The organism is Amycolatopsis albidoflavus (assembly GCF_039525725.1).
GTDB classification, from domain to species: domain Bacteria; phylum Actinomycetota; class Actinomycetes; order Mycobacteriales; family Pseudonocardiaceae; genus Amycolatopsis; species Amycolatopsis albidoflava.
Genome location: NZ_BAAAHV010000027.1, coordinates 12634 through 33770, shown reverse-complemented (window position 1 = coordinate 33770; position 21137 = coordinate 12634). Strand labels below are relative to the sequence as shown.

Below are 21137 nucleotides of genomic sequence, written 5' to 3'. Positions count from 1 at the left end.
CTGCGAAGCTTACCCTAGTCTCACGCTCCGTGGCCTCACTAAGCGCGGCAACGCATCGTGCTGACCGTGCTGGCATCCGCGCCGATCATGTGGACCTGTGGCCCTTGTCGACTGGGTCGCCTGCCCTGTGCATCGCTGGCCGCGATCCGGCGGGTCCTGAAGCGGGCTCGGGTACCTCCCGTGCCGGGCCGGCAGAACGACGCGACGTGGCGGCAGTTTCTGGGCGCGCAGGCCTCGACGATGCTGGCCTGCGGCTTCTTCCATGTCGACTGCGCGCTCGCCCTGGAGCGGGTCTGCGTGTTGTTCGTGGTGGAGGTCGGCGGCCGTTGCGTCCACGTTCTCGGCACGACCACCGACCCGGACGGCGGGTGGACTACGCAGCAGATCCGCGACCTTGTGATGGATCTGGGTGATCGAGTCGGCGAGTTCAGGTTTCTTGTCCGTGACCGGGCCGGCCAGTTCGCGGCCTCGTTCGACGCCGTCCTGGCCGATGTGGGCATCACGACAGTAAAGATCCCACCGCGTTGTCCGCGGGCGAACTGCTATGCCGAACGGTTCGTGTTCACCGCCAGATCCGAACTCACCGACCGCATGCTGATCCTGGGCCAGCGGCATCTGCGCGCGGTGCTTGCCGAGTACGTCCGGCGCTGCAACGGTCGACGGCCGCATCGGTCCCGCGAGCTTCGCCCACCTCGGCCGACCTGTCCGGTGGCGAACCTCGACTCTCAGCGGATCAAGCGAGAGCGGCTTCTCGGAGGCCTGATCAACGAGTACGAACGGGCCGCGTAAAGCCGCTGGCGAGCGCCGGTGATCGACTTTTGGAACCCCACAGGTAGAAATTCATGGTTTGACCGTGAGGTATTATACTTTCCGGCAAGAGGGGTTCTGTGGATATCATGCGTATGATCCAATTGCGGGTAGTGGCACGAAGTCGGCCGGAATAAATCTGCAATGAAATGCCAGGCCCGTGGTCGGCAAAGTGGATTTGTTGGAAATTATTATTCCTTGACTGTTGCGCGCCCGTGGTATAAAAATTAGGAGGATGCAATGCAAACCATGACCGAAAATGATTTGCTGAACGGCTACACGGCCTACACTACGGCTGACGAGCTTGACCAGTTCGACGGCAAGGCCTCGCCGGCCGCGACCACCCCGGCGCTGGCCCCTATTCTGATCCGGGCCAGCATTATCGCTGCCAGATCGTCGCAGCAGTGCGCGGCAGGAATCGCCTCTGCGGGCGGCGGCATCTGGAAGACCATCAAGAAGCCTTGCTGATCAAAGTTTGAAGGATCGTTCGCCCGGGGCCGGCGTTCTCCCGGTCCCGGGCTGCACGGTCGCGGAAATCATACTTCGGAAGATGCTGTGTCGAAACTCTATTCATCTGACATCGAACCTGTCGATGTCCTTGCCGACAGGGTCACGTTCGGGCGTATGTTGCTGGTTGGTTCGGGGGCGTTGAGTGCGTCGTTTCTGCCGTACTGGATCAACTGGATCGACGCCGTGCTGCCGACGGTCTCCTTGAAGGTTGTCCTTACCCGGTCGGCCAGGAAGTTCGTTTCCGAACACGCCATCTCGGCCTTGTCTCGAACTGATGTCATAACCGATGAATGGCCGGACCGGCCGTGCCGGGAAGCGCCACACGTCGCGTTGGCGGACTGGCCCGATGTTGTCGCCGTCTACCCTGCGACCTTGAACTTCATTTCCCGTTTCGCATTGGGGCTGGGTGATTCACCGGCGTTGCTCGCACTGCAATGCACCAAGGCGGTCATCGGTATCGCTCCGGCGCTGCCTCCTGGCGCGGTGAACAACCCGGTGGTGGCCGCTCACCTGCGTTCGCTTGCCGACCGGCCGCGAGTGGTGGTGAGTTCCACTGAAGCCGCGGTCAGCGCCACTACCGGTGAGCTCGGAGAGGGCAGTGTCGGGCCGCTGTCCGACCTGGTCGGACAACTGGAGCAGCGGTACCGCGAACTGGCCGCGAGGAATGAGGCAGAATGAACCGCTTGGACGGCGAGCCGGGCTCAACGCTGGTGGAGGACTACGGCAGCGGTTTGCGCCGCACCGAGATTCACCTGTTGCCCGATGGGACGTTCCAGTGGACGCAGCGGTCAGGGCCTGCATGTCCGGCTCCACTGACTGCACCTGACCCAGCACTGGCTCGCGCGATCGCGGCCTGCTCCGTCCCGGGCGCCCGCTGGGTGCCCGCCACCGCGTCCGCGCTCTCGCCCGGTGCGCTGACATACTTGACCAGTAGTCCGCTGTCTGCGGTGAGCTGGTTGGAGCTCGATCAGACCCGTACCAACCAGGTCCTGACGACGGCCCTGGAAAACGTCGGCCGTGCGCTGCGGGCCCTGCACCAACTCGGCGTGCCTGATTCCGTGGCCACGTCGCCAGGCCCGCGACGCATCGTCTGCTGGCTCGGCGAAACCGACTCCAGCCAGGGTAACTTGGCCAAGCTTGCCGAACTCGCCTGGCCGCGCTGGGGGCGGGCAAGGCTGTCTCGCCTGCGCGACTGGTGCGTCGCACCACGGCGGGACACAGTGCTGGTGCACGGCTTCGCCTCGCTCGGGACCCTCTTGCCGCCGCTCGCCACGCCGGAAAGTGAGTTCCTGATCGGTGCGGATCTCGCGGCGGGACGCCCGGAGTCCGACCTCGGTTGGTTGCTAGGTGAACTGTATGAGCTGCGCTGGGTTGGTATTCACCGAGGGGTGGATTTCCGCGCGCTAGGGCAGGCACTGCGCCGTGGTTACGGGCCTGGTTGTCACGAAGCGGCCTTGGGCCGGAACGCTGTTCTGCGGCTTGTCACCCACCTGCATGACTTTGCCGCTTACGCCGGATGGACCGAGGAATTCACTAGCTATATCGATTTCACGGCCGAGCTGATCGACGACGAAGGTCGCAGGGCTGTCGATGGGGGCGGGATATGACCGGCATCGCCGAAACGAGCCTCTGGCAACGATCCGAAACTGGTGTCGCTCCGGCTCCTGAGGTCGACCAGTTGCTACGTCGGCTCGGTCTTGGCGTGTTCGGCGGTACCGGAACAACCTCCTTCGGCGGCCGCAACGACAACTGGGCGGGCATGACCACCGGCGGCACGGAGGTGTTCGTGAAAAGGCTACCGGACACGGGTGAGCCGGGCAGTCCCGGAATCACCCGCTCGCTGGCCTTCGAACGGGTTGCCGCAGCGCTGGTGTCTGGCACATCGCTGGCCTCCCCGCGGCTGCTCGGCCATGACGAGGAAAATCGGCTTCTTGTCTTCTCGTTGCTGAGCAATGCCCAGTCAGGCATCGAGCTGTCCCTCACGGGCAGATTCAGCGAGGAAACGTGTTACCGCGCCGGTGAAACACTCGCGACCGTGCATGGGCTCGATCCGGCCGGTCTGGACAGCGGCCCGCTGTTCTTTCCCCCGCTTTCCTGGCTTGACGGAATTCCATGGGACGTCGTCCAGCAGAACACCTCGGCACAGCTTGCTGCCTGGCAGTTGCTGCAGGACGACAGCGAATCCGTGCGCGCGTTGCATGAACTCAGGTCCATGGAGGAGGCTGCGGATATCACCCCTGTGCACGGGGATTTGCGATTCGACCAGTTCGTCCTCTCCGGCGATCGGTTGTATCTCTGCGACTGGGAGAGCTTTCAGCTCGCCGACCCTGCTCGCGATATCGGGGCATTTATCGGGGAGTGGCTCTATTATGCCGCCTATGCGATCTTCGTGCGCTCAAAAAGTCAGAGTGGATCCAGATTTTCTGGATTCGGTGTCGCGCATGAAGATATTATTGGTCTCGGTCGGGAGAACCTGCGCCGGATAATTCCTCGAATAAAGGCGTTCTGGGCAGGTTACCGCGCGAAACGCGCGCCTGATCCTCGTCTGCCGGAGCGGGCTATGCGGTTCGCCGGCTGGCATATGTACGACCGACTCATCGCGAGCGCGGAGTTCCAGATCCAGCTGAACCCCGTGGCCAAAGCCGCGGCCGGAATCGGGCGCGGCGTTCTGCTCAATCCGGAGGGGGCCGCCGAGCTTCTCGGTGTTGTCCAGCATGACCGGAAAGAACAGGTATGAGCATGGCCCTTTCCTGCCCGCTGAACCTGCGGCTCGCCGTGGCACTCGACGAGGTGTCAGTAGCGCCGGACGGCTGTTCCGCTGACGTGGCGGGCACCCGGCTGACCGGTGATGATCCCCGTGATCTGCGCGGGCGGCTGGCCAACGCGCTCTACGAACTGCTGCATGCCGGGACAGCCGGCACGAACGACCGCGCGCGGCCGGCGAGCAAAGAACTCAACCGTGACTATGGCTTCGAGCAACGGCTCGCCGAAGCCGTCCCGCATGCCGACGCTCCGGTCGAGGGGCTCCTGCTGGCCGCCGGAGACAAGGAGTTGATCGTGCGTACCGCCCTGGTCACTGTTCGGGTGCCGCGTGGCCGACTTGTCGGCGAGGACGCTCCGACTGCTGGCTCCGTGGTCCAATTGCGGCTCGACGCCGCTCGCCCGGCGCTTTCCCCCGGCTTTTTCTACGTGCTGGGCTCTCAGCCGCGGCCACGGCGGGACCCCACGGTACGGCGGATCTTCGTGCATCTGACCGAATCAGAGGGTGCGGTCCGGATCTGGCGGGCAGCCCTGGCCGAACTGGAGGCCGCGCGGGCGGACTACCACGGGAAGGTCCTGTCAGTCCGTGCCGACTATCCCAGGCGGGACGCATTGGTGATCTATCTGTACGGCGAATCCGGTCCGATCGAGACCGCACTCGTCCAGCGGCTGCGTGGTGATCGTGCGCTCGGCGTGGCCACTTCGGTGCTCACCCAGCGGCTGGCACCGGGCATCGCTGCGGCCTGGGAACCGGTGGATGCCCGGCCAGGCCAGCAGAATCTGAGCTTCGGCCAGCACCGCTGCTTCGCGCTGGCCAAGGCGCTCGTCGAGGATGCACTCGACCCCGCTGCAGGAACCACCAGGGCGCAGCGTGTGGCGGCCGAATTCCGCTTGGCCGGTATCGACCCCATGCGGCCCGACCGCAACCTGCACCAGGACACCCAGACGAACGAGCGTGAGCTGACCACGACCATAGCCGTGCCGCCTTCTACCGGGGAGCACAGCACCGACTCCGGGCATCCGATCCGATGAGCCAGGTCCAGGACCGGATGCGCACGGTACACCGGGTCACACTCGCGAGCGGGCTGCGCGTGGTCATCGAACCCGATCACCGACATGACCTGGTAGCCGTCGCGTTGACAGCCGGTTCCGGCTCCCGCGACGATCCGCCTCACGCGCGCGGGCTGGCGCATCTGGTGGAGCATCTGATGTTTCCCCGCGAGCAGGATGGGCTGGCCGGGCACCTGCACACTGTGGAGGCCGCTGGTGGGCTCTGCGACGCCAACACCTTCCGCGATCACACCAGCTACTTCAGCGTCGCCGACGCCGACTCGCTCGAGCCGCTGCTGAACGCTGAGGCTGCGCGACTGGTCCGGTTCGCACCGGACCAGCGCGCACTGGACGGTGAGCTGCCGGTGATCGAAGAAGAAATCCGCGGGGCCATGTTCGCCTCGCACGGCGGATTCCCCTGGACCGCCGCGGCATCAGCGCTCTGGGGCCCGGACTGTCACACCGGCGGTGACCACGGGATCATGACGCACCTGCGAGCGGTGACCCCCGCTGAGGCCACCGCTTTTCATCGGGCGCATTACACAGCGGGAAACCTGGTGCTCTCGATCGTGGGCGCGGTGGACCCGGTGCGAGCCGAGGCCACCGCGCGGGCGGCATTCGGCGAGTTCACCCCCGGCGATCGCCCCCCGCGACCGCCCCTGATAGCACGGCAGGGAGTACGGGCTGTGCACACCGCCAAGCACTTCCGCGGTACGGCCCTCGCGATCGCGACCCCATTGCCGGATGCCGCCGATCCTGCCGGCTACATCGCGCACGCGGTGCTTGCCGAGGTACTGTCCGCGGCCAGGCTGCCTCGCTGGCGGGAATGCCAGTCCCGGCTGCGCTCGGCGACGATTCGCTGCGGATTCAACGGCGAATGGTTTAATACCGCCTCCCCCGACTTGCTGGTTACCACGCTCCTGCGAGAGCGGGACTGGCCGGCGCGCGAGGTGATCGCCGAATGGAGCGGCCTGCTCGGCGAGCTGAGCAGCGTCGGGCCGGGCAAAGGCGAACTCCAACGTGCGATCGCCCTTCTCCTGCTGGGCCATCACCGCCAGCTCGACTCCCTGGTTACTCGCGCTGTCGCACACGGTCGATTCGCGGTGCTCTTTCCCAGTCTGGACGGTCCGCATCAGATCCCTCGCCTGCTTTCCGCAACCACTGCGAGGCAGGTGGCAGACGCGGCGGCAACGGTTCGCACGGCGCCAGCGGCCTGGGTGGAACTGATAGGAGGAGCCCGATGAAAGCCTTGACTGGTGCTGTCGAAACCGTGCTGCCGAATGGGCTGCGCGTAGTGCTGGCCCACGAGCCGGGCGCGGAGATCACCGAGATCCGTCTCGCGCTGCCGTTCGCCACACGGCCGGAACTGGCCGCGCCCATGGAATTGCTCGCCGCCTGCCTGCTGCGGGGCACTGTGAAGCTCGGCAGGCGTGCACTGATCGACCGGGCCTCGGCGCTGGGCGCGGAACTGTCCGTCACCCGGGACAGCGAAGCCTTGCTGCTGTCCGCGAGCACGTTGAGCACAGGACTGTCCAAGGCGATCGCCCTGCTGGCCACAGCCGTGCGCAAGGCAACTTACCCGGCCCACGAACTGGAGCGGGTCGCGGGCGCGCTGCTGACCGGCGACCGGTCCGGGCCACGCGCCGGGGTGTATCGGCGGCTGCTCCGCCATCGATACGGCGTGCACCCGCTGTCCGCTGAACCAGCCGGGACTGAGGCGCTCCTCGCCGTTACGACAGAAGACCTGCTGCGCCTGCATACTCAGGCGATCGTGCCGGATGGCGCGGTCTTACTGATGCTCGGGCCGCTCCCTGCCGATGCTGCCCTGGTGCGGGTCACCGACACCTTCGCCGATTGGTCCGGCATTGCTTCCGGGCTGTACCTGCCACAGCTGGGCCCTGCCAGCAACACTGGCCGGCTCACCCTGGTTGCCCCGCCCGGAATGCCGACGCTCGTATTGACCGCAGGCCCCGGTCTCCCTTCTGCCGATCCCGATCACCCCGCATTGCACCTTGCCAACCTGATTCTCGGCGGCTCGGGTTCTTCCCGGCTGGTCCGGCAGATCCGCGAACGGCTCGGTCTGGCTTACCGAGTCCAGTCCGCACTCGACGAAACCGGGGCCGGTGCCTGGACCACGGTGGAAGCCTTGACCGGGCCCGGAAACGGAGCCCGGATGGTCAGCGAACTCACCTCCTGCATGGCCCAGTTCGCCGATAACGGGCCGGCTCCGGAGGAAGTCGAGGCGGCGAAGCGACTCGCGAAGGGGGTCGCCACGACCGGGCTGTCCGCCCGTGCCGACGTCGCCAGCGCCGCAACCGGTTTTGTGCTGCGAGGCATGCCGCCCGACTGGCTGAGCCATTACCTGGACAAGGTCGGCGCGGTCGGCCCCGATGAGGTAGCAACCGCTGCCCGCCATTATTTCGACCCCGCCACACATGCCATAGCCGTCGCCGACGAACGTCCCGCACTCGCCGACTACTTCCCAGCCAAGGACTCCCGATGAGCATCGTCAACGAAACAGCCGATGCCGGCGGACTTCCCAAGTGCTCTAATCGGTCCTCGCGTGCGTTGCTCGGATACGCGAAACCCCACCGATGGCCGCTGACGCTGGTCCTCCTGCTCACCCTGGCGGGCAGTGTGGCCGAACTGGTGCAGCCCTTGATGGTGGAAACGGTCATTGCCAAGCTGACGTCAGGCGAAAGCCTCCGGAATGAAATCCTGCTGCTGACCGGTATGTTCATGGTCGCGGTGCTGCTCAACGGGTGGCAGACCTGGATCGGCCAGCGCACCGCAGAACGGATGGTGCTCGGGATCCGGCGCGGGCTGATCTGGCGGCTGATCCGGCTTCGGGTCGCGGAACTGGATCAGCGCGAACCCGGCAACCTCACCACCCGGGTCACCTCGGACAGCACCGTGGTGCAGCACGCCGCCACCACAGGGGTGATCGACCTGATCAACGGGGCGCTGCACCTAGCTGCCAGCATCGTCATGATGGGCACGATGAGCCCGCCGCTGCTCGGCATCACCGCGACCGTGCTGATCATCGTCGGAATCGTGCTGGGATTCGTGATGCCCCGAATACGCCAGGTGGTACAGGCCACTCAGGAGTCCGTCGGCGAGATCGGCGCCGCGCTGGACCGGTCCCTGGGCGCGGCACGCACAGTGAAGGCCAACGGCGCGGAGGCCACGGAAACCGAACGGGCGATCTCGGCCGCCCGCTCGGCCTACCGCGCCGGGCTCACCGGCGCCCGCTACCAGGTCGTCATCACCACAGTGTCCGGAATGGCTGTGCAGACCTCGTTCCTCGTGGTCATCGGCTTCGGCGGTGTACTGGTCGCGACCGGCGAACTCGGCATCGCGACCCTGATCGCGTTCCTGCTATACCTCTTCAACCTCGGCACCCCGATTCTGTCACTGGTCACCGGTTTCGCCGCCCTCCAACAAGGGCTCGGCGCGCTGCAGCGGATCGAAGAAGTGAACCAGATGACGGTGGAGGACGACATCGACGCCGACATCGGGCCGCCCACCGGGCCACCGCCACCCGTGGTGGTGGACGAGGTCACTTTCGCCTACCCGGGACGTCCGCCCGCGCTCATCGGTGTGTCGTTCACCGCGGAACCTCGGAAGCTGACCGCGATAGTCGGGCCGTCCGGTGCAGGCAAGACCACTCTTTTCTCCCTGCTGCAACGGTTCTACGACCACCAGGGCGGTCGGATCATGTTGGCGGGAGACGACATCAGCCGATGCGACCGGGCCGAAGTGCGCCAGCGGATCGCCTACGTCGAGCAAGATACCCCGATGCTGGCAGGCACCTTCCGGGAGAACCTGGTCTACGCGGCACCGGGATCCGATCCCGCGGCCATCGCCGACGTTCTCGCCCTCACCGGTCTTGACCGACTCGTCCAACAGTTGCCAGACGGGCTGGACACCCCAGTCGGGGTACGTGGAGTCACTCTCTCCGGCGGTGAACGTCAGCGGCTGGCGATCGCCAGGGCCTTGCTGCGCAGACCACAGGTGCTGCTGCTGGACGAGGTCACAGCCCATCTGGACGCCCGTAGCGAACATACGCTGCGGCGCACCATCGAAGCGGCCTCGCGTGAATGCACCGTTTTGCTGATCGCGCACCGGCTGTCCACCGTCACCTCGGCGCACCGGCTGGTGGTGCTGGACCAGGGCCGGGTCAGGTCCACCGGAACACACGCCGAACTGCTGGCCACCGATCCAATGTACCGCGAACTGGCTGCCACGCAACTGCTGTTATCGGAATCATGAAAAGAGGGTAAATTCGAATGCCACTAATTGCAAGCTGTACCGTTGATGATGCGTTCTATGGCGAGCTGAATATTCATACCAATGACACTGATGGCTTGGTCGAAGTATTCGGAAATCTGGTGCCCACGGTATCCATAGTCCGCGCGCCAAATGCGACATTAAATCGATTCGTTCCCATTGGAACCAGGGAAGCCGGCGAGCTGACGATGACTGTCGGCGGAAGAGCGGCGAATCTTCATCCAGGGGCGGGAAAATGGACGAGGGGTTCGTACCGGGTCGACCTTAAGCTGGCGGGCAAGCGATACCGGTTCGCGCCGAATTCAATCGCCACCAGTCAGCTGATCCGCGACGGAAGGAGAATATTCGAACCTTCTATGGATGACGAAGACGGCGATTTTCTGGTGCAATGGCTGGTCAATCGCGACGACACCGAACCGGCTGACGCCGCCATCGGGTACGCGCTCGCGGTAGCCTTTCGCACTGGTGCCATGGGGTTCCTGTCATTGCTGATCAACGGTGCGGAAATGGTCGGGCCAGGCTGATCATTCCAGGCTGGCGGTGCCCGTCGGCGCACTCGGACTGGGATTCAGTAGCTGGAGCCGCCTGATTTCTGCCCGTCCGCGACCGTCGCCAATCCTGAGGGTTCAGCGCCTCGTCGGTGCCGGGGAGCGGCATCTGGCTTGCCGCTGAAGCGACGGCCGCGACGTGCAGGCGCAGGCCTCAGATCGTGCTCGACGCCGGCGAGACTCTGGTGCCCTGGCAGCGTCCGGGTGCATGAGATTTTCACAGCAGAGACGTGACTCTTTGCACTATTGCGGCCTGGGGGGTTGGCTCATAATGGGAAGGAAGCGAGGACGTCTCTGGCGCTTCTTGGCTGCGGTTTACCGCATTTCATTCGTGGTGCGCGCCGACTGTTTTTATGTAGCATCGTCGATGCTTTTTGATGTAAAAGATTGATTTTTGCTTGCCGTTTTCTGTGGGCATATTTTACATATTTTGCCGTGATGCAGGATTTAGGGAGGGGTGCAGGTGCGTTTCCGTGTTCAGGTCGCTCGGCGAGGGGGCATCGTCGGCCTTGTCGTCGTGGTTGTCGCGATGCTGCTGGTGGCCCCTGCCCAGGCGGCGGGTCTCTGCGACCGGCATCCGGGGCTGGCGGTGTGCAAGGCCGCCGACCGGGCCAAGGCGGCGCTCGTAGTGGGCAAGGCGGTCGCCGGGACCCGGCTGGGCGGCTTGGTGCTCGGGCATCTGCGCCAGGGCGCCGCCCAGGTCGCCGGCCACGCGCTCAAGGAGGCTGCCCAGACGCTGGAGGAGGCCGGGAAGGCGCTCGACGCCGGAGACGCCGCCCGCGCGGGCCAGGCCCTCGATCGGTTCGGCAAGGAGTCGCTGCAGCAGTTGCGCGACGCCGTGGTCGCGACGACGGTGGTGGTGAAGTCGCTGCCCGAGCTGGCCTCGATCGCCAAGACGGCCGTAGCGCGGTTCAACGCGCTGCCGGACCTGGACATCCACATCGACGTCGCCGCGCTGGAAGCCAACAACCGCGGCCTTGCGGCCACCGCGGCCGGCATCGCGCAGGCCGCGGCCCAGTTGACCGACAGCGCCGCCCAGATCCGCACCGCCATGGCGCGAGCCGACCGCAGTTTCGCCGGTGCCAAGCGTGATCTGGCCGCGGCGAACGCGATCCTCGCCGGGGCGAACCGGACCCTGGACACGTTCACGACCACGCCGTGGATGCCGGTGGGCGGGCTGTCGCTGAAGGGCATCAAATTCGACTTCGACGAGGCCTTCGGCCACCCGACCCGCTCGGGCTCGCTCAACCCGGACGTCGCGGCGGTCCTGTCGACGATCACGGACTTCCTCCCCGGGGTCGGCAGCATCAAGAGCGCGGTCGAGGCGATCGCCGGAAAGGACGCGTTCACCCAGCAGGAACTCGACGGCTTCGAACGCGCCCTCTACGCCATGGCCGCCGTCCCGATCGCCGGCGGCGCCCTCAAAAAACTCACCGCCGTCGAGAAAGCAACCAAGGTCTCCCGCGGGCTTGAGCTTGCGGCGAAGAACGGTGCCAAAGACTGGCGTGTCGCATTCGACGCGCTGCCCCCGGGTCGGCAGAAAACAGTGAGGGTGGTGAGTACCGTCTCCGAACTGAGGACACTGTTCGACTACTGGACCACAGGTGCGCAGAAACTCCCGTCGCGCGGTGACAAGATCCCTGAGGTGTATGATCTCGGTGCAGGCGTCACTGCCCAATGGCGCCTGACTTCCGACACCGGCGGCGAAACCATTGACATTTTTCCGGACAGCAAGACGAGGCTGAAGGTGCACCTGGATGGATGAGCAGCGGGTGCGGGAACTGCGCGAGATCGAACGGGCCGTGGTGCCGACGCCGGAATTGCTCGAGATCGAACGGGCCGTCGCCCCGACGCTCGATGAAGGACTCGACGACTGGGTCCCGGTCGACACGCTGATCGCGAACGCCATCCAGGTCATGCCGGAGACCGACGACCGTTTCGCGGAGTTCTTCGCCTCCGTGCTCGACTTCCTGCTCCGCGAAGACTTGATGGTCGTGGGCGAGATCGGCAACACCGGCTTCGAGCCATGGCCCGCCACAACCATCGAGGACACCGTAGTCCGTGTCGTCCGTGACTGCCAAGCCGTCGCCTGGTTCGCCCGGGGGGGCTTGTGCTGGCTCGCCAGCACCCCGAAAGGCAAACAACGCGTCCGATGAGACGGGTGTTGCCGACACTGTCCGGTATTCCGTGAGTTCTGCGTTTCTAGTGGGGACTGTGGGGCCGTGCCCGCCAGGAACGTGACGTTTACGCGGAGCCGGCGTATGACTCCGCTGCGGTGGTTCTTCAGGTTCTCTGAAACGATCTTGTCTCAACCGGGCAGTGTCCTGTTCTGGTGACGGCGGGGAGGTTCGAGTTGACCTCGGCGGCGGTGCGGGATCTGCGTGAGCAGCGGCTGAAGGCGACGCGGGATGAGGTCGCGGAGTTCGAGACCACTTGCTGGCAGTGTCCTTGTTCGCGCGGGCGTCGGCCGGGTTGGCGGACGGGACGATCCGCTGAGGTATCGGGCATCTGGATCAGGTACGGACCTGGCTCGGAAAACCGTTGTGGGGCATGGCGTCGGCTGGTGTCGACACGGGCCGACCGCGCAGGCCTTCCCCGGTTTGCTTGACCGCGTCGGTGTTCGCCGGAGTGCTGGACGCTGTTCGTGCCGGAGGTCGCCCGTTCCTGCGCAATACCGCGCTCGCGGGCATCGCTCGGGCACAGCCGGTGTTCCCCAGGGCCTTCGGGGCCTGGACTCGGTTGGCAATCGCCGCTGCATGGGTGGCTTCGGCGGTGTTTGGCGGATGGCGGCTGTTGGAGAGCCGGAAAATCCGATGCTCCACGATCGGTCCACGCAGAATCGCTGCGGCTGCGCGCGGGCTGCCAGCGGCAGGGCAATCCGAGCACCGGGACAGGCGACGGCGATCGCGCGGGTCGTCCTGGCCAACGGACGCGGGCCTGTGTTGCTCGCGAAAGCCGCCACGACATCGGCGGCTGGAGCGGAAATCGGGATACTGGGCGACCCGGTGCCAGCATCGCCGTGCCGTGGGTCTGCCTCCGTCAGTGACGCGTTGGCGGATGTTCTTGGTACGACGCGGAGCGGAGCTGCGTTCGGACTGCGAAACCTTGCCGCGGCAGCGGCCACGACGGTCAACCCCGTGGCGGCCAGGGCGTCAACCCGCCTAGGGGCGGTCCTTCCTGAGGGCGGCGAGGAATCCTTGCTCAACGGCCAGAGTGAATCCGTACCTGCCGCAGTCTTCCTCGATCAGCACGTATCCCGTGCCGAGTGAGTTGCGACCGATAAACGGCGGGAGAAGGCACCGGAGGATTCGACAGGCTGACGTCGGCAGGATGTCTATCTCGCTGGTTGCAGGGTATTGGCCGTAATGGGCTGGGGATTGCTCCGGCCTGCGAGGACTCGGCGGAACGCTGCGTTTCGTCGTCGACCCGCCGCCAGATCGGCGGCAGAGCGCTCGACGAGGTGCTTTCAGATCCATCCGATTCGTTCTGCGACGCGGACTGCGTCGACCCAGTTCTGGGCTTGGAGCTTGGCGATGATCCGGGTGAGGTTGTTGCGCACGGTGCCTTCGGCGAGGTGAAGACGTCCGGAGATCTGACTGGCGCTGAGGCCATGCGCGGCCAGTTGCAGAACGCTCCGTTCGCGTGGCGTAAGCGGGTTGTCTCCGACTTCCATGGCTGCTGCGACCAGGTCCGGGCTGATGACGCGCTGGCCTGCGTGCACTTTTCTGATGCTGTCGACGAGTTCGGCGGCCGATGCTCCTTTCCGAAGGAAGCCGCGTATGCCGATCGCCAGAGCTTCGCGAACCTTTCCGGGGCCTTCGTGCGCGGTGAGCACAAGTACTCGGCAGCCGGGCAACGTATGGCGCAGCTTGGCTGATACTTCCAGGCCGTCTTCGTCGGGCAGGCCGAGATCGAGGACCGCGACATCGGGGCGGATCCGCTCGGCCAGCGCCAGAACCTCGTCGCCGCGTTCGGCCTGGCCTGCGACTTCAAGCTCAGGCTCGCGGCTGAGCATCACGACCAGTGCTTCGCGGACGACGCGCATGTCCTCGGCGACCAGTACCCGGATCATGACGATGCACCTTCCAGCGCCGCCGCCCTGAGGTCGTTCAGAGCGTACTCGGGCATTGGGGGGAGGACTGCTTCAAGGGCGAACCGGTCGTCTTCGAGGCCGTAGGCGAGTGAGCCGCCGCAGTCCTGCATCCGGGAGGCCAGGTCCTCCAGTCCCTGTCCACCGGGAGAGATTTCCGAGCGGAGGGCACGGTCGTTGGAAATCCTGAGCCGGAAGCATCCGTTCTCGAGCCCTGCGGCGATGGTGCACACGGTCGCTTCGCTGTGGCGGACGATGTTCGTGACGGCTTCGCGCAGCACCCAGGACAGGGTTTGCTCGGAACGGTTGTCCGGTGCGTCGGTGATGCGGACGTCGCACCGGGTGCCGACAGCTTCGAGCAGCCCGGTCGCGCTTGCGAGTTCGTGCTCGAAGCTGGCGCGCTTGGCGTTTCGTGCGATCGAGCGCATTTCGGCGAGCGCTTTCTCGGCGGTTGAGTGAAGTTCGCGCAGTTCGTGACGGGCCGCGGACGATGCGTCCGGGATCAGTTGTCGGGTGAGTTCGGCGCGCAGGATGATCGACACGAGGCTGTGGCCGAGACCGTCGTGCAGGTCGCGTGAGAGGTCCGCGCGGGCATCGGCGGCCGCGCGGCCGCCGATGTAGCTCCGGGCGTTGGCGAGCTCGCCGGCGAGATCGCTGATCCTGACCAGACTCTGCAGCACCAGCCCGGAGAGCAGCATCACGACGGCGGCGTAGACGTTCGCTGTCCAGGCGGAGGCTGACCACATGATCGAAGCACGGCAGACGACGGCGAGGAAGAACAGCCAAGACCACGGCCCTCGGATCGCGATCAGCGCCGTCCAGCCCAGCAGGAGGTCTGCGCCCTGCCAGTGGTCGCCAAACCACAGGAACGGGGGCAGCGTCACTGCTGCTTGGAAGCCGAGCAGGCCGAACATGACAGTCGGGCGCAGTGCTGAGCGATTTCTGAGCACGATGCCCGCGCAGAGGGCCATGGTCGCCGCGGTCATCAGGAACCCGGTCTGGACCGCTGCAGAATAGTGGCGGCCCGTTGCCAGCGACCAGATCGTCGGCACCGACACCACGAGGGTCGCCAGCACCGCGGCGCCCGTGCAGGCGAGCGCCACCGATCGGGCTGCAGCCGTTCTGCGCGCCTGTGGTCTCAGGGATCTCTGTGCCATTCTCGTTATCCGCCCTCGCGTGTCCGGGCCGCTCGTTGTTCGAGGGGATCCCGTTGTACTGGCAGCTGCTGGCTGCCGACTGCGGAACGATATCCGGGTTCTCCGCCGTCAACCTGATATCGGGTGAATAATCACCCGCGAGCTGTGACCGGGTTAACTATCAAGCGGGGAGAATTCTGCAGAGTGCCGGCATGCGGTGGACGAGTCAGTGCCACCGTAATGCAATGATCGGTTACTAGAAGGATACTTTTCGGGCGGCCGAAATTTGCTTTGTTGACATCCTGAATTTCGGTCGCGGGGGGAACGAGCTGCAACGTGCGCGCCGTGCCTGTTCCGGGGAATCGCTTGCTGCGCAGTGTGACGGGATTCGTGCTGCCCGTCGGGCATGGCGGACGGGCAGCCGCGGCCTGATCCGCCATGCTGGTCGCGCTGTCGGGGAAGGTCTCCCGCTGGTTTGACGTCTGTCTGCAACATCCAGACCGGCCTGCTGGAGAGGCGGCTGGGCAAGGTGAGAAAAGCTATCGGTCGATGAGCGGGCGGCAGGGTCGTTCGCCGCGATCGGCTGTCTGGGCATGACCGTTTGACGAGGATCCACGCGGTTCCCGATGCGCACTGTGGACCGGTATCCGCGGCAGTCTCGGCAGTTTCGGCGGAATTGCGTGCTGCCGCGGTCGGACCTTGTCGGAATCGAGCACGGTCAGGCATCCGGAGACAAGTCGCAGGAGCGTGATCGCGCGCGCAGGCAGCCCTGTTGCGGCGAGGAGATCGCGGCTGTTCAAGGGGGATCGTGTCCGGTTCGTCGATATCCGGTGAACGTGACCGCTTGCGGGTGGTTGACGCGTGTTCTGGTCACACGGTCTCTGCCAGCCACTCGAAGAAGGCGATATTGTCGTGGTCTAGCAGGTAGTCGACCGGGGTTGGCTGCGCTGCCATCTTGACGATGACGACCTTGTTCGCCGGGGCGACGAACAGCCATTGGCCGTGGATGCCGATGCCGCAGTAGGAGCCTTTGCCGTTCTGGTACCACTGGCTTCGGTAGCGTCCTTCGCCGAACAGGCCGACGAAGTCGCCGCGCTTCCACGCTTCGGGACTGCCTCCCGTCGTGGTGTCGTGGACCCATGCTTCCGGCGCTATTTGGCGGCCGTAAGCGCTTCCGCCTTGGCGCATCATCTCGCCGACGCGGGCGAGGTCGCGTGGCGTCAGCGAGATGCCGCCCGCGGTGCGGGCGGTGCCGGCTCGGTCGACGGTGACGGCGGCGTCGGTGCGGGCACCGAGTGGCAGCCACAGTTTTTCGGCGAACAGTTCCGATATCCGTGTGCCGGTGGCGCGTTCGAGCAGGACGCCGAGGAGGTCGGAGTTGGGGGAGCGGTACCGGAAGGTTTCGCCGTGCGGCTCGGTACCGTGCTCGAGGGAGAGCAGAAACTCCTCCAGCCCTTCGGCGTTGCCGCCGGGGTTCCACAGCGTCGCCCGGCGGTAACGGGCGAACGCGCTCTCCGGATCGAGGTAGTCTTCGTCGAAGTCGAGGCTGACTGTCATGTCGAGCACCTGGCGCACAGTCGCGTTTCGGTACGCGGAGCCGGTCAATTCCGGGAGATAAGCGGCTACCGGCGAAGCGGAGTCGAAGATCCCTTCGCCTTCGAGGATCCCAGCCAGGACCGCCGTCAGGGACTTGCTGACGGAGAAGGCGATGTGGCGACTGCCGGGCGGCATGTGCGCTGCGAACCAGTCTCCGGCGAACCGGCCTCCCTTCATGACGGACAGGGCGTCTGTATGGGAGCGTTCGAGGAACGCTGCGACGGTTTCTGGTCCCCGGGAGAGCGGCACATTTTCTTCGAGCAGGCTGCCGAAATCGACTAGGGCGTTTTCGGCGAGGTCTGGCGAAGCTTTGATGAGCGCGCTGGGGATCAGTTCCCAAACGTGCTGGAACGACCATTGGGAGAACGGCGGCGTGCGCCAGTTCGTCAGGGTGACGGCGCTGCGTAGGAATCCGAACTGCTGTTCGAAGGAGGTTGGATTGGGCACTTCCGTCCTTTCGGGCCGGGCGTGTCGTCGGCGTGGATCAGCCGGCGGTGGAGCTGGTCACTTCGTGACCCGAAGTGTGGAGTAGTTGCTGATGCTGTGTCCTGGTGTCGCGGGCGTCACGTCCCGGGCGGTGACCAGGCTGAGGGCGTAGGGCGCGGAGAACGCGCCTTTGGCTGGCCCGGCGGCCAGCGCGGCCTTGTCCGCGAGTCCAGCCGGGCAGATGATACCTGCTTGCGGGATCGACAGCGCTGCCGGGAAATCGCTGTTGGGCTGGGCCAGGGTCACGGTGACGGTCCCTGCCGAGTCGTCGGCGGCGATGGTCGGCTTCCCCCGTTCCGAACGCCTGGGCGGCGGCGGGGTGCGGCGGGGTTGTGGTCTTGTCCGCGTAGTAGTTCAACGAGTTCGCGACGGCGGCTGGGGTGATCTTCGTGCCATCCGAGCAGGTCGCGTCACGGCGAATGGTCAGCAGGTAGTCTGACGCCGAGCGCGTCTTCCCGCCGGAGGCCAGACCGGGAATCGTGGTGCCGTCGAGATCCCGGTCTGTCACTGTCGCGAACAGAAGGTTCGCATCGATGTAGTCGTCCACCGCCGATCCGGCGGCGGGATCGAGCGTCGACGGCGAGGTCGAGTACTCCAGGTTTAGTGGGCGGCCCCGCCCAGCGCCGTTCGGTCTGGCGGGAGAACCCGAACACGCGGCGAAGACCGGCGCCGCGCTGACGGTGGCGGCAGGCAGGATGAGGCGTCGTGCCCGGCGGGGTATGCGGAAAAGCATGGCTCGCTCCTAAGTGGCGACTCGCAGCGGATCCCCGAGCTCGGTCTTAGTGCAAAAATGATCCGAGTGTCGGCATCGGATTGACGAGATCTTCATGGATCAGCCGATCCTGCGGCGATTGCGTGGTGAATCCGCCGATCTGGTTCGTGTCTGCCTCGAAGGCGTGTCCGCAGAGGCGGCGCGCCACTGAGTGGACAGGGCGGCAACTGTTCCGAGCAGGCTCGTTCCGAGCAGATAGAGGGACACGAGCCAAGTCGAACCTTCGCCCAGGGTGACCAAGAGGACAGCGATCGTTGGCATCAGGCCGGCGACGATGGATCCGAGTTGTACTCCTATCGCGGTGCCGGTGGCGCGGCGTCGGACCGTGAACATCTCGGTGTAGTACTTGCCTTGGACGCTGTACAAGACCGAAATCAGAAGGCAGACGACACCAATCGAAACGAATGTCAAGAAAAGGCTCCCCGTGTCGATCAGCAGGAAGAACGGGAATGCGAACGCGGCCATCGCCAAGGTGCCCGCGATGTACACTTTGGCCGCGCCTATCCGGTCTGCCAGCCGCGCGGTGAAGAAGAAAGGCGTGGTGACCATTTGCGCGATCAGGATGGCAGACAGTACGGCGGGCCGGTCCATCTGGAGGGCTCCGGTGGTGTGCGCGATGGTGAAGGTGATCAGGTAGGTCAGAGTCGACTGCGAGACATGCAGGAAGAAGACGGTCAGTACTGATCGCGAGTTCTCGCGGAATACGGCTCTCAGAGGTGCGGGATCCGGTGCCGTCGCGGCGGCGTGTGTGAAGGCACGGCTTTCCGGAAGGTTCCTCCGGACATAGATTCCGATGAAGACGATGACGAAGCTCACGAGAAACGGAATGCGCCACCCCCAGGCGAGGATCTGGCTGGTCGAGAGCAGAGCAGTCATGAGAAGCACCGTGACGGACGCGAGGATGTTGCCAGCGGCGGACCCGAACTGCAGCCACGCGGTGTATGCGCCGCGTTTGCCGGGTGGTGCGTGCTCAACGAGAAGGCTCGCCGCGCTGCCCCACTCGCCGCCGAGCGCGAATCCGTGGAAGAACCGGAGCACGACCAACGCGACGGGTGCCAGCACGCCGATGTCGTGATAGGTAGGCAGGACACCGATGAGCACAGTGACCGCACCTACGACGAGCATCGACAAGACGAGCGCCGGTTTGCGTCCGCGGCTGTCCGCAATGCGCCCAAACGCCAATCCTCCCAGCGGACGAGCGACGAAGCCGACGGCGAAGGTTCCGAACGAGGCGAGCAAACCAGTGGTCGGCCCGAGAGCAGGGAAGAATAGCTTGTCGAAGACGAGAGCCGACATGGCGGCGTAGATGAAAAAGTCGTACCACTCGAGAACAGTGCCGGTGAAAGTCGCGGCCAGAAGCCGTCTCCGCGCGGCAGGCGGCAGCTCGGCGGATTCGGTCGATGCATCGGGTGAAGTGGACATCGTTGGCCCTTCGTTGGTCGGCGGTGGTGCCGCAGGAATCTCGCTCTGCTGCCGGTCAGCCAGGAATGAGCCGGAAGCGCAGTGCCGTGGCGTTCCGCGGCCTCGCTGCGGTCGTGCAGGGGTACTGCGCAACGCGGGTGAAGATCCTGGCAGTGCGGGCCTTTAGGGCGACCGGATTGCCCGGGCGCGTCGATCGCGGTGGAATCGTCGTGCGCTAGTCGCTCACGTGCGCTGCGAGCGGATCGCGACGCTGGCCCTGTCGGAACGGCCCTATGGCAAGCCAGCCGGATCGGTGCTGAGCAGACCCGAGACATCCGCGAACGGCGAACTCAGCGACTTCGTAAGGACCGGGTCCAGGCGACCTTGGGCGTCCACGAGAGCCTGGACCAAGGCCGACGTGATACGGCTGTCGGCATAAGAACTGGATTCGGCGTCAGTCGATCGAGCGGTTCGGCTGAGACCTGCTGCGGCAGGAGTTCGTGCAGCAGCGCTGCCTGGCGTGCGGTACATCGATTCCATGCGTATCGCGAAGCCCTTCCATCGACGTCGGGTACAGGTGTGCAATGCCGGCATCGTCGAGCAGCAGGTCAACGGCCGCGTGAGGTCCGGCCAACGGCACGCGCATCGTCTCGCCGAAGGTAGAGGGGCGCGCGTCGCCGAGTGCAGCGGAATTCATGCAATGAAATTATGGCGAGGCGTGTCCCGCCGCCAACACCGATACTTGCTATCTTTCATGCCGTGGAGGCATGATGCCGCGGCATGAACCTGCATCGCTTGCGATACTTCCTCGCCGTTGTCGACGCGGGCACGGTCAGCGCCGCGGCGGATCGCCTTCGCATCGCGCAGCCCGCGTTGAGCAGGCAGGTCCAGACACTTGAGCGCGAACTCGGGCTGGAGCTGTTCACGCGGTACCGCAAGCGACTGCAGTTGACGCCGGCCGGCGTTGAGGTGGCTCGGATGGCGCGCCGGTTCGTCGTTCAGGCGGACTACTTCTCGGATGCGGTGGCGAATCTTGCCACCGGGTCGGTACGGCGGTTCTCCATTGCCGCAAGCGCTCCGATCGTCAGCGGTCTGCTGGCGCCGTTCGTCGCCACGCTGCTCCCGGAAGACCCATTTATCGAGCCGAGATCTGCGGAGCACCTTGCGCTGGACGTCATGCTGCGCGGCGGCGTCGACGCGGTGATCTCCCCGGTTGGTCCGGCACCCGAGTTCCACCGCAGAGTGGTCGGCCGAATGCCGTTGCGCGCGTTCGTCCAGGCGGATCACGCGTGGGCACAAGCACGGCGGAAGGCCATCGGAGTCGCGGACCTGCTTGAGCATCCGCTCATCGCCAGTTCGGAGAAAGCGGTCGGCCGACGGTTACTCGACGCTGCCCGAGCGCGCCTTGGCCTGAGCTACCGGTCGATACGGGAGTGCGACGACAACAGCACGGCGATCGCGAATGCCGCAGCGGGAAAGGGCGTGGCGGTGCTGGCATCGCCGCCCGCTCACGGTGCTTATCCAGTCGATGTCTGGGAAGAACCCGACCGACCGGAAACGGCATTGGCCGTGCGGTTCTTCATGGCTTGGCACCCGCAGCACCACGCCCTGCACGTCATCGAGGACTTGGCAAGGCGGATCGAGTTGTTCTTCCTTCACCGTCACTGCGAATTGCCGAGCAATCCATGACG

The 21137-nt window shown here is 65.4% G+C and carries 19 protein-coding genes and 1 pseudogene; 14 read left to right on the top strand and 6 right to left on the bottom strand.

All coding sequences use genetic code 11. The features are described from left to right. Positions 1–57: 57 nt before the first annotated feature. From ABD156_RS41750 to ABD156_RS41695, 12 genes are all read left to right on the top strand, one after another. Positions 58–789, top strand: a complete 732-nt coding sequence (locus ABD156_RS41750; RefSeq protein ID WP_344286651.1) for an integrase core domain-containing protein — start codon at positions 58–60, stop codon at positions 787–789. A gap of 258 nt (positions 790–1047) precedes the next feature. Further along, the gene (locus ABD156_RS41745; RefSeq protein ID WP_344286649.1) at positions 1048–1275 is read left to right on the top strand and encodes an LxmA leader domain family RiPP; all 228 of its coding nucleotides are present in this window, start codon (positions 1048–1050) and stop codon (positions 1273–1275) included. 87 nt (positions 1276–1362) lie between these two features. Further along, the gene (locus ABD156_RS41740; protein WP_344286647.1) at positions 1363–1995 is read left to right on the top strand and encodes a flavoprotein; all 633 of its coding nucleotides are present in this window, start codon (positions 1363–1365) and stop codon (positions 1993–1995) included. Next, positions 1992–2924 carry a phosphotransferase gene (locus tag ABD156_RS41735; RefSeq protein ID WP_344286645.1) on the top strand — a complete coding sequence of 311 codons (933 nt, stop codon included), beginning with the start codon at positions 1992–1994 and terminating at the stop codon, positions 2922–2924. The genes ABD156_RS41740 and ABD156_RS41735 overlap by 4 nt, the downstream gene beginning before the upstream one ends. Next, positions 2921–4054, top strand: a complete 1134-nt coding sequence (gene lxmK / locus ABD156_RS41730) for a class V lanthionine synthetase subunit LxmK (RefSeq protein ID WP_344286643.1) — start codon at positions 2921–2923, stop codon at positions 4052–4054. Before ABD156_RS41735 ends, lxmK begins: the two co-directional genes overlap by 4 nt. Further along, complete coding sequence (locus ABD156_RS41725; RefSeq protein ID WP_344286641.1) at positions 4051–5109, top strand: T3SS effector HopA1 family protein; 1059 nt, start codon at positions 4051–4053, stop codon at positions 5107–5109. The genes lxmK and ABD156_RS41725 overlap by 4 nt, the downstream gene beginning before the upstream one ends. Then, on the top strand, positions 5106–6371 hold the full coding sequence (locus ABD156_RS41720; protein ID WP_344286639.1) for a M16 family metallopeptidase: 1266 nt from the start codon (positions 5106–5108) through the stop codon (positions 6369–6371). Before ABD156_RS41725 ends, ABD156_RS41720 begins: the two co-directional genes overlap by 4 nt. Next, positions 6368–7630, top strand: coding sequence for a M16 family metallopeptidase (locus ABD156_RS41715; RefSeq protein WP_344286637.1), 1263 nt, complete (start codon positions 6368–6370; stop codon positions 7628–7630). Before ABD156_RS41720 ends, ABD156_RS41715 begins: the two co-directional genes overlap by 4 nt. After that, the gene (locus tag ABD156_RS41710) at positions 7627–9399 is read left to right on the top strand and encodes an ABC transporter ATP-binding protein (RefSeq protein ID WP_344286636.1); all 1773 of its coding nucleotides are present in this window, start codon (positions 7627–7629) and stop codon (positions 9397–9399) included. Before ABD156_RS41715 ends, ABD156_RS41710 begins: the two co-directional genes overlap by 4 nt. 17 nt (positions 9400–9416) lie before the next feature. Continuing rightward, the gene (locus ABD156_RS41705) at positions 9417–9941 is read left to right on the top strand and encodes a hypothetical protein (RefSeq protein WP_344286634.1); all 525 of its coding nucleotides are present in this window, start codon (positions 9417–9419) and stop codon (positions 9939–9941) included. Between the two features lie 487 nt (positions 9942–10428). Continuing rightward, positions 10429–11730: a pre-toxin TG domain-containing protein gene (locus ABD156_RS41700; RefSeq protein WP_344286632.1), complete on the top strand. Its 1302-nt coding sequence runs from the start codon at positions 10429–10431 to the stop codon at positions 11728–11730. Next, positions 11723–12121: a hypothetical protein gene (locus ABD156_RS41695; protein ID WP_344286630.1), complete on the top strand. Its 399-nt coding sequence runs from the start codon at positions 11723–11725 to the stop codon at positions 12119–12121. The genes ABD156_RS41700 and ABD156_RS41695 overlap by 8 nt, the downstream gene beginning before the upstream one ends. A gap of 1310 nt (positions 12122–13431) precedes the next feature. Here the strand turns inward: ABD156_RS41695 and ABD156_RS41690 are convergent. From ABD156_RS41690 to ABD156_RS41665, 6 genes are all read right to left on the bottom strand, one after another. Further along, on the bottom strand, positions 13432–14037 hold the full coding sequence (locus tag ABD156_RS41690; RefSeq protein ID WP_344286628.1) for a response regulator transcription factor: 606 nt from the start codon (positions 14035–14037) through the stop codon (positions 13432–13434). Next, a complete protein-coding gene (locus ABD156_RS41685; RefSeq protein ID WP_344286626.1) occupies positions 14034–15158 on the bottom strand; it encodes a sensor histidine kinase in 1125 nt (374 codons plus the stop codon). Before ABD156_RS41685 ends, ABD156_RS41690 begins: the two co-directional genes overlap by 4 nt. A gap of 903 nt (positions 15159–16061) precedes the next feature. Next, positions 16062–17234: a serine hydrolase domain-containing protein gene (locus tag ABD156_RS41680; RefSeq protein WP_344286624.1), complete on the bottom strand. Its 1173-nt coding sequence runs from the start codon at positions 17232–17234 to the stop codon at positions 16062–16064. Between the two features lie 57 nt (positions 17235–17291). Continuing rightward, the gene (locus ABD156_RS41675; protein ID WP_344286622.1) at positions 17292–17519 is read right to left on the bottom strand and encodes a hypothetical protein; all 228 of its coding nucleotides are present in this window, start codon (positions 17517–17519) and stop codon (positions 17292–17294) included. Positions 17520–18105: 586 nt separating this feature from the next. Then, positions 18106–19467, bottom strand: a complete 1362-nt coding sequence (locus tag ABD156_RS41670; protein ID WP_344286620.1) for an MFS transporter — start codon at positions 19465–19467, stop codon at positions 18106–18108. A 433-nt stretch (positions 19468–19900) separates the two neighbouring features. Next, positions 19901–20143, bottom strand: coding sequence for a hypothetical protein (locus ABD156_RS41665; protein WP_344286618.1), 243 nt, complete (start codon positions 20141–20143; stop codon positions 19901–19903). A gap of 83 nt (positions 20144–20226) precedes the next feature. Here ABD156_RS41665 and ABD156_RS47925 point away from each other — a divergent pair. Both ABD156_RS47925 and ABD156_RS41660 read left to right on the top strand, forming a co-directional pair. Then, positions 20227–20397 (top strand): annotated as a pseudogene (locus tag ABD156_RS47925) (LysR family transcriptional regulator); the annotation flags it as partial. 27 nt (positions 20398–20424) lie between these two features. Continuing rightward, positions 20425–21135, top strand: a complete 711-nt coding sequence (locus ABD156_RS41660) for a substrate-binding domain-containing protein (protein ID WP_344286616.1) — start codon at positions 20425–20427, stop codon at positions 21133–21135. Positions 21136–21137 lie beyond the last annotated feature (2 nt).

Excerpts from the sequence above, each read along its gene's own strand:
- ABD156_RS41745 (WP_344286649.1), top strand. The coding sequence starts at position 1,048 with ATGCAAACCATGACCGAAAATGATTTGCTGAACGGCTACACGGCCTAC.
- ABD156_RS41695 (WP_344286630.1), top strand. The coding sequence starts at position 11,723 with ATGGATGAGCAGCGGGTGCGGGAACTGCGCGAGATCGAACGGGCCGTG.
- ABD156_RS41710 (WP_344286636.1), top strand. The coding sequence starts at position 7,627 with ATGAGCATCGTCAACGAAACAGCCGATGCCGGCGGACTTCCCAAGTGC.
- ABD156_RS41720 (WP_344286639.1), top strand. The coding sequence starts at position 5,106 with ATGAGCCAGGTCCAGGACCGGATGCGCACGGTACACCGGGTCACACTC.
- lxmK (WP_344286643.1), top strand. The coding sequence starts at position 2,921 with ATGACCGGCATCGCCGAAACGAGCCTCTGGCAACGATCCGAAACTGGT.
- ABD156_RS41705 (WP_344286634.1), top strand. The coding sequence starts at position 9,417 with ATGCCACTAATTGCAAGCTGTACCGTTGATGATGCGTTCTATGGCGAG.
- ABD156_RS41735 (WP_344286645.1), top strand. The coding sequence starts at position 1,992 with ATGAACCGCTTGGACGGCGAGCCGGGCTCAACGCTGGTGGAGGACTAC.
- ABD156_RS41715 (WP_344286637.1), top strand. The coding sequence starts at position 6,368 with ATGAAAGCCTTGACTGGTGCTGTCGAAACCGTGCTGCCGAATGGGCTG.
- ABD156_RS41665 (WP_344286618.1), bottom strand. The coding sequence starts at position 20,143 with ATGAATTCCGCTGCACTCGGCGACGCGCGCCCCTCTACCTTCGGCGAG.
- ABD156_RS41725 (WP_344286641.1), top strand. The coding sequence starts at position 4,051 with ATGAGCATGGCCCTTTCCTGCCCGCTGAACCTGCGGCTCGCCGTGGCA.
- ABD156_RS41670 (WP_344286620.1), bottom strand. The coding sequence starts at position 19,467 with ATGTCCACTTCACCCGATGCATCGACCGAATCCGCCGAGCTGCCGCCT.
- ABD156_RS41660 (WP_344286616.1), top strand. The coding sequence starts at position 20,425 with ATGGCGCGCCGGTTCGTCGTTCAGGCGGACTACTTCTCGGATGCGGTG.
- ABD156_RS41690 (WP_344286628.1), bottom strand. The coding sequence starts at position 14,037 with ATGATCCGGGTACTGGTCGCCGAGGACATGCGCGTCGTCCGCGAAGCA.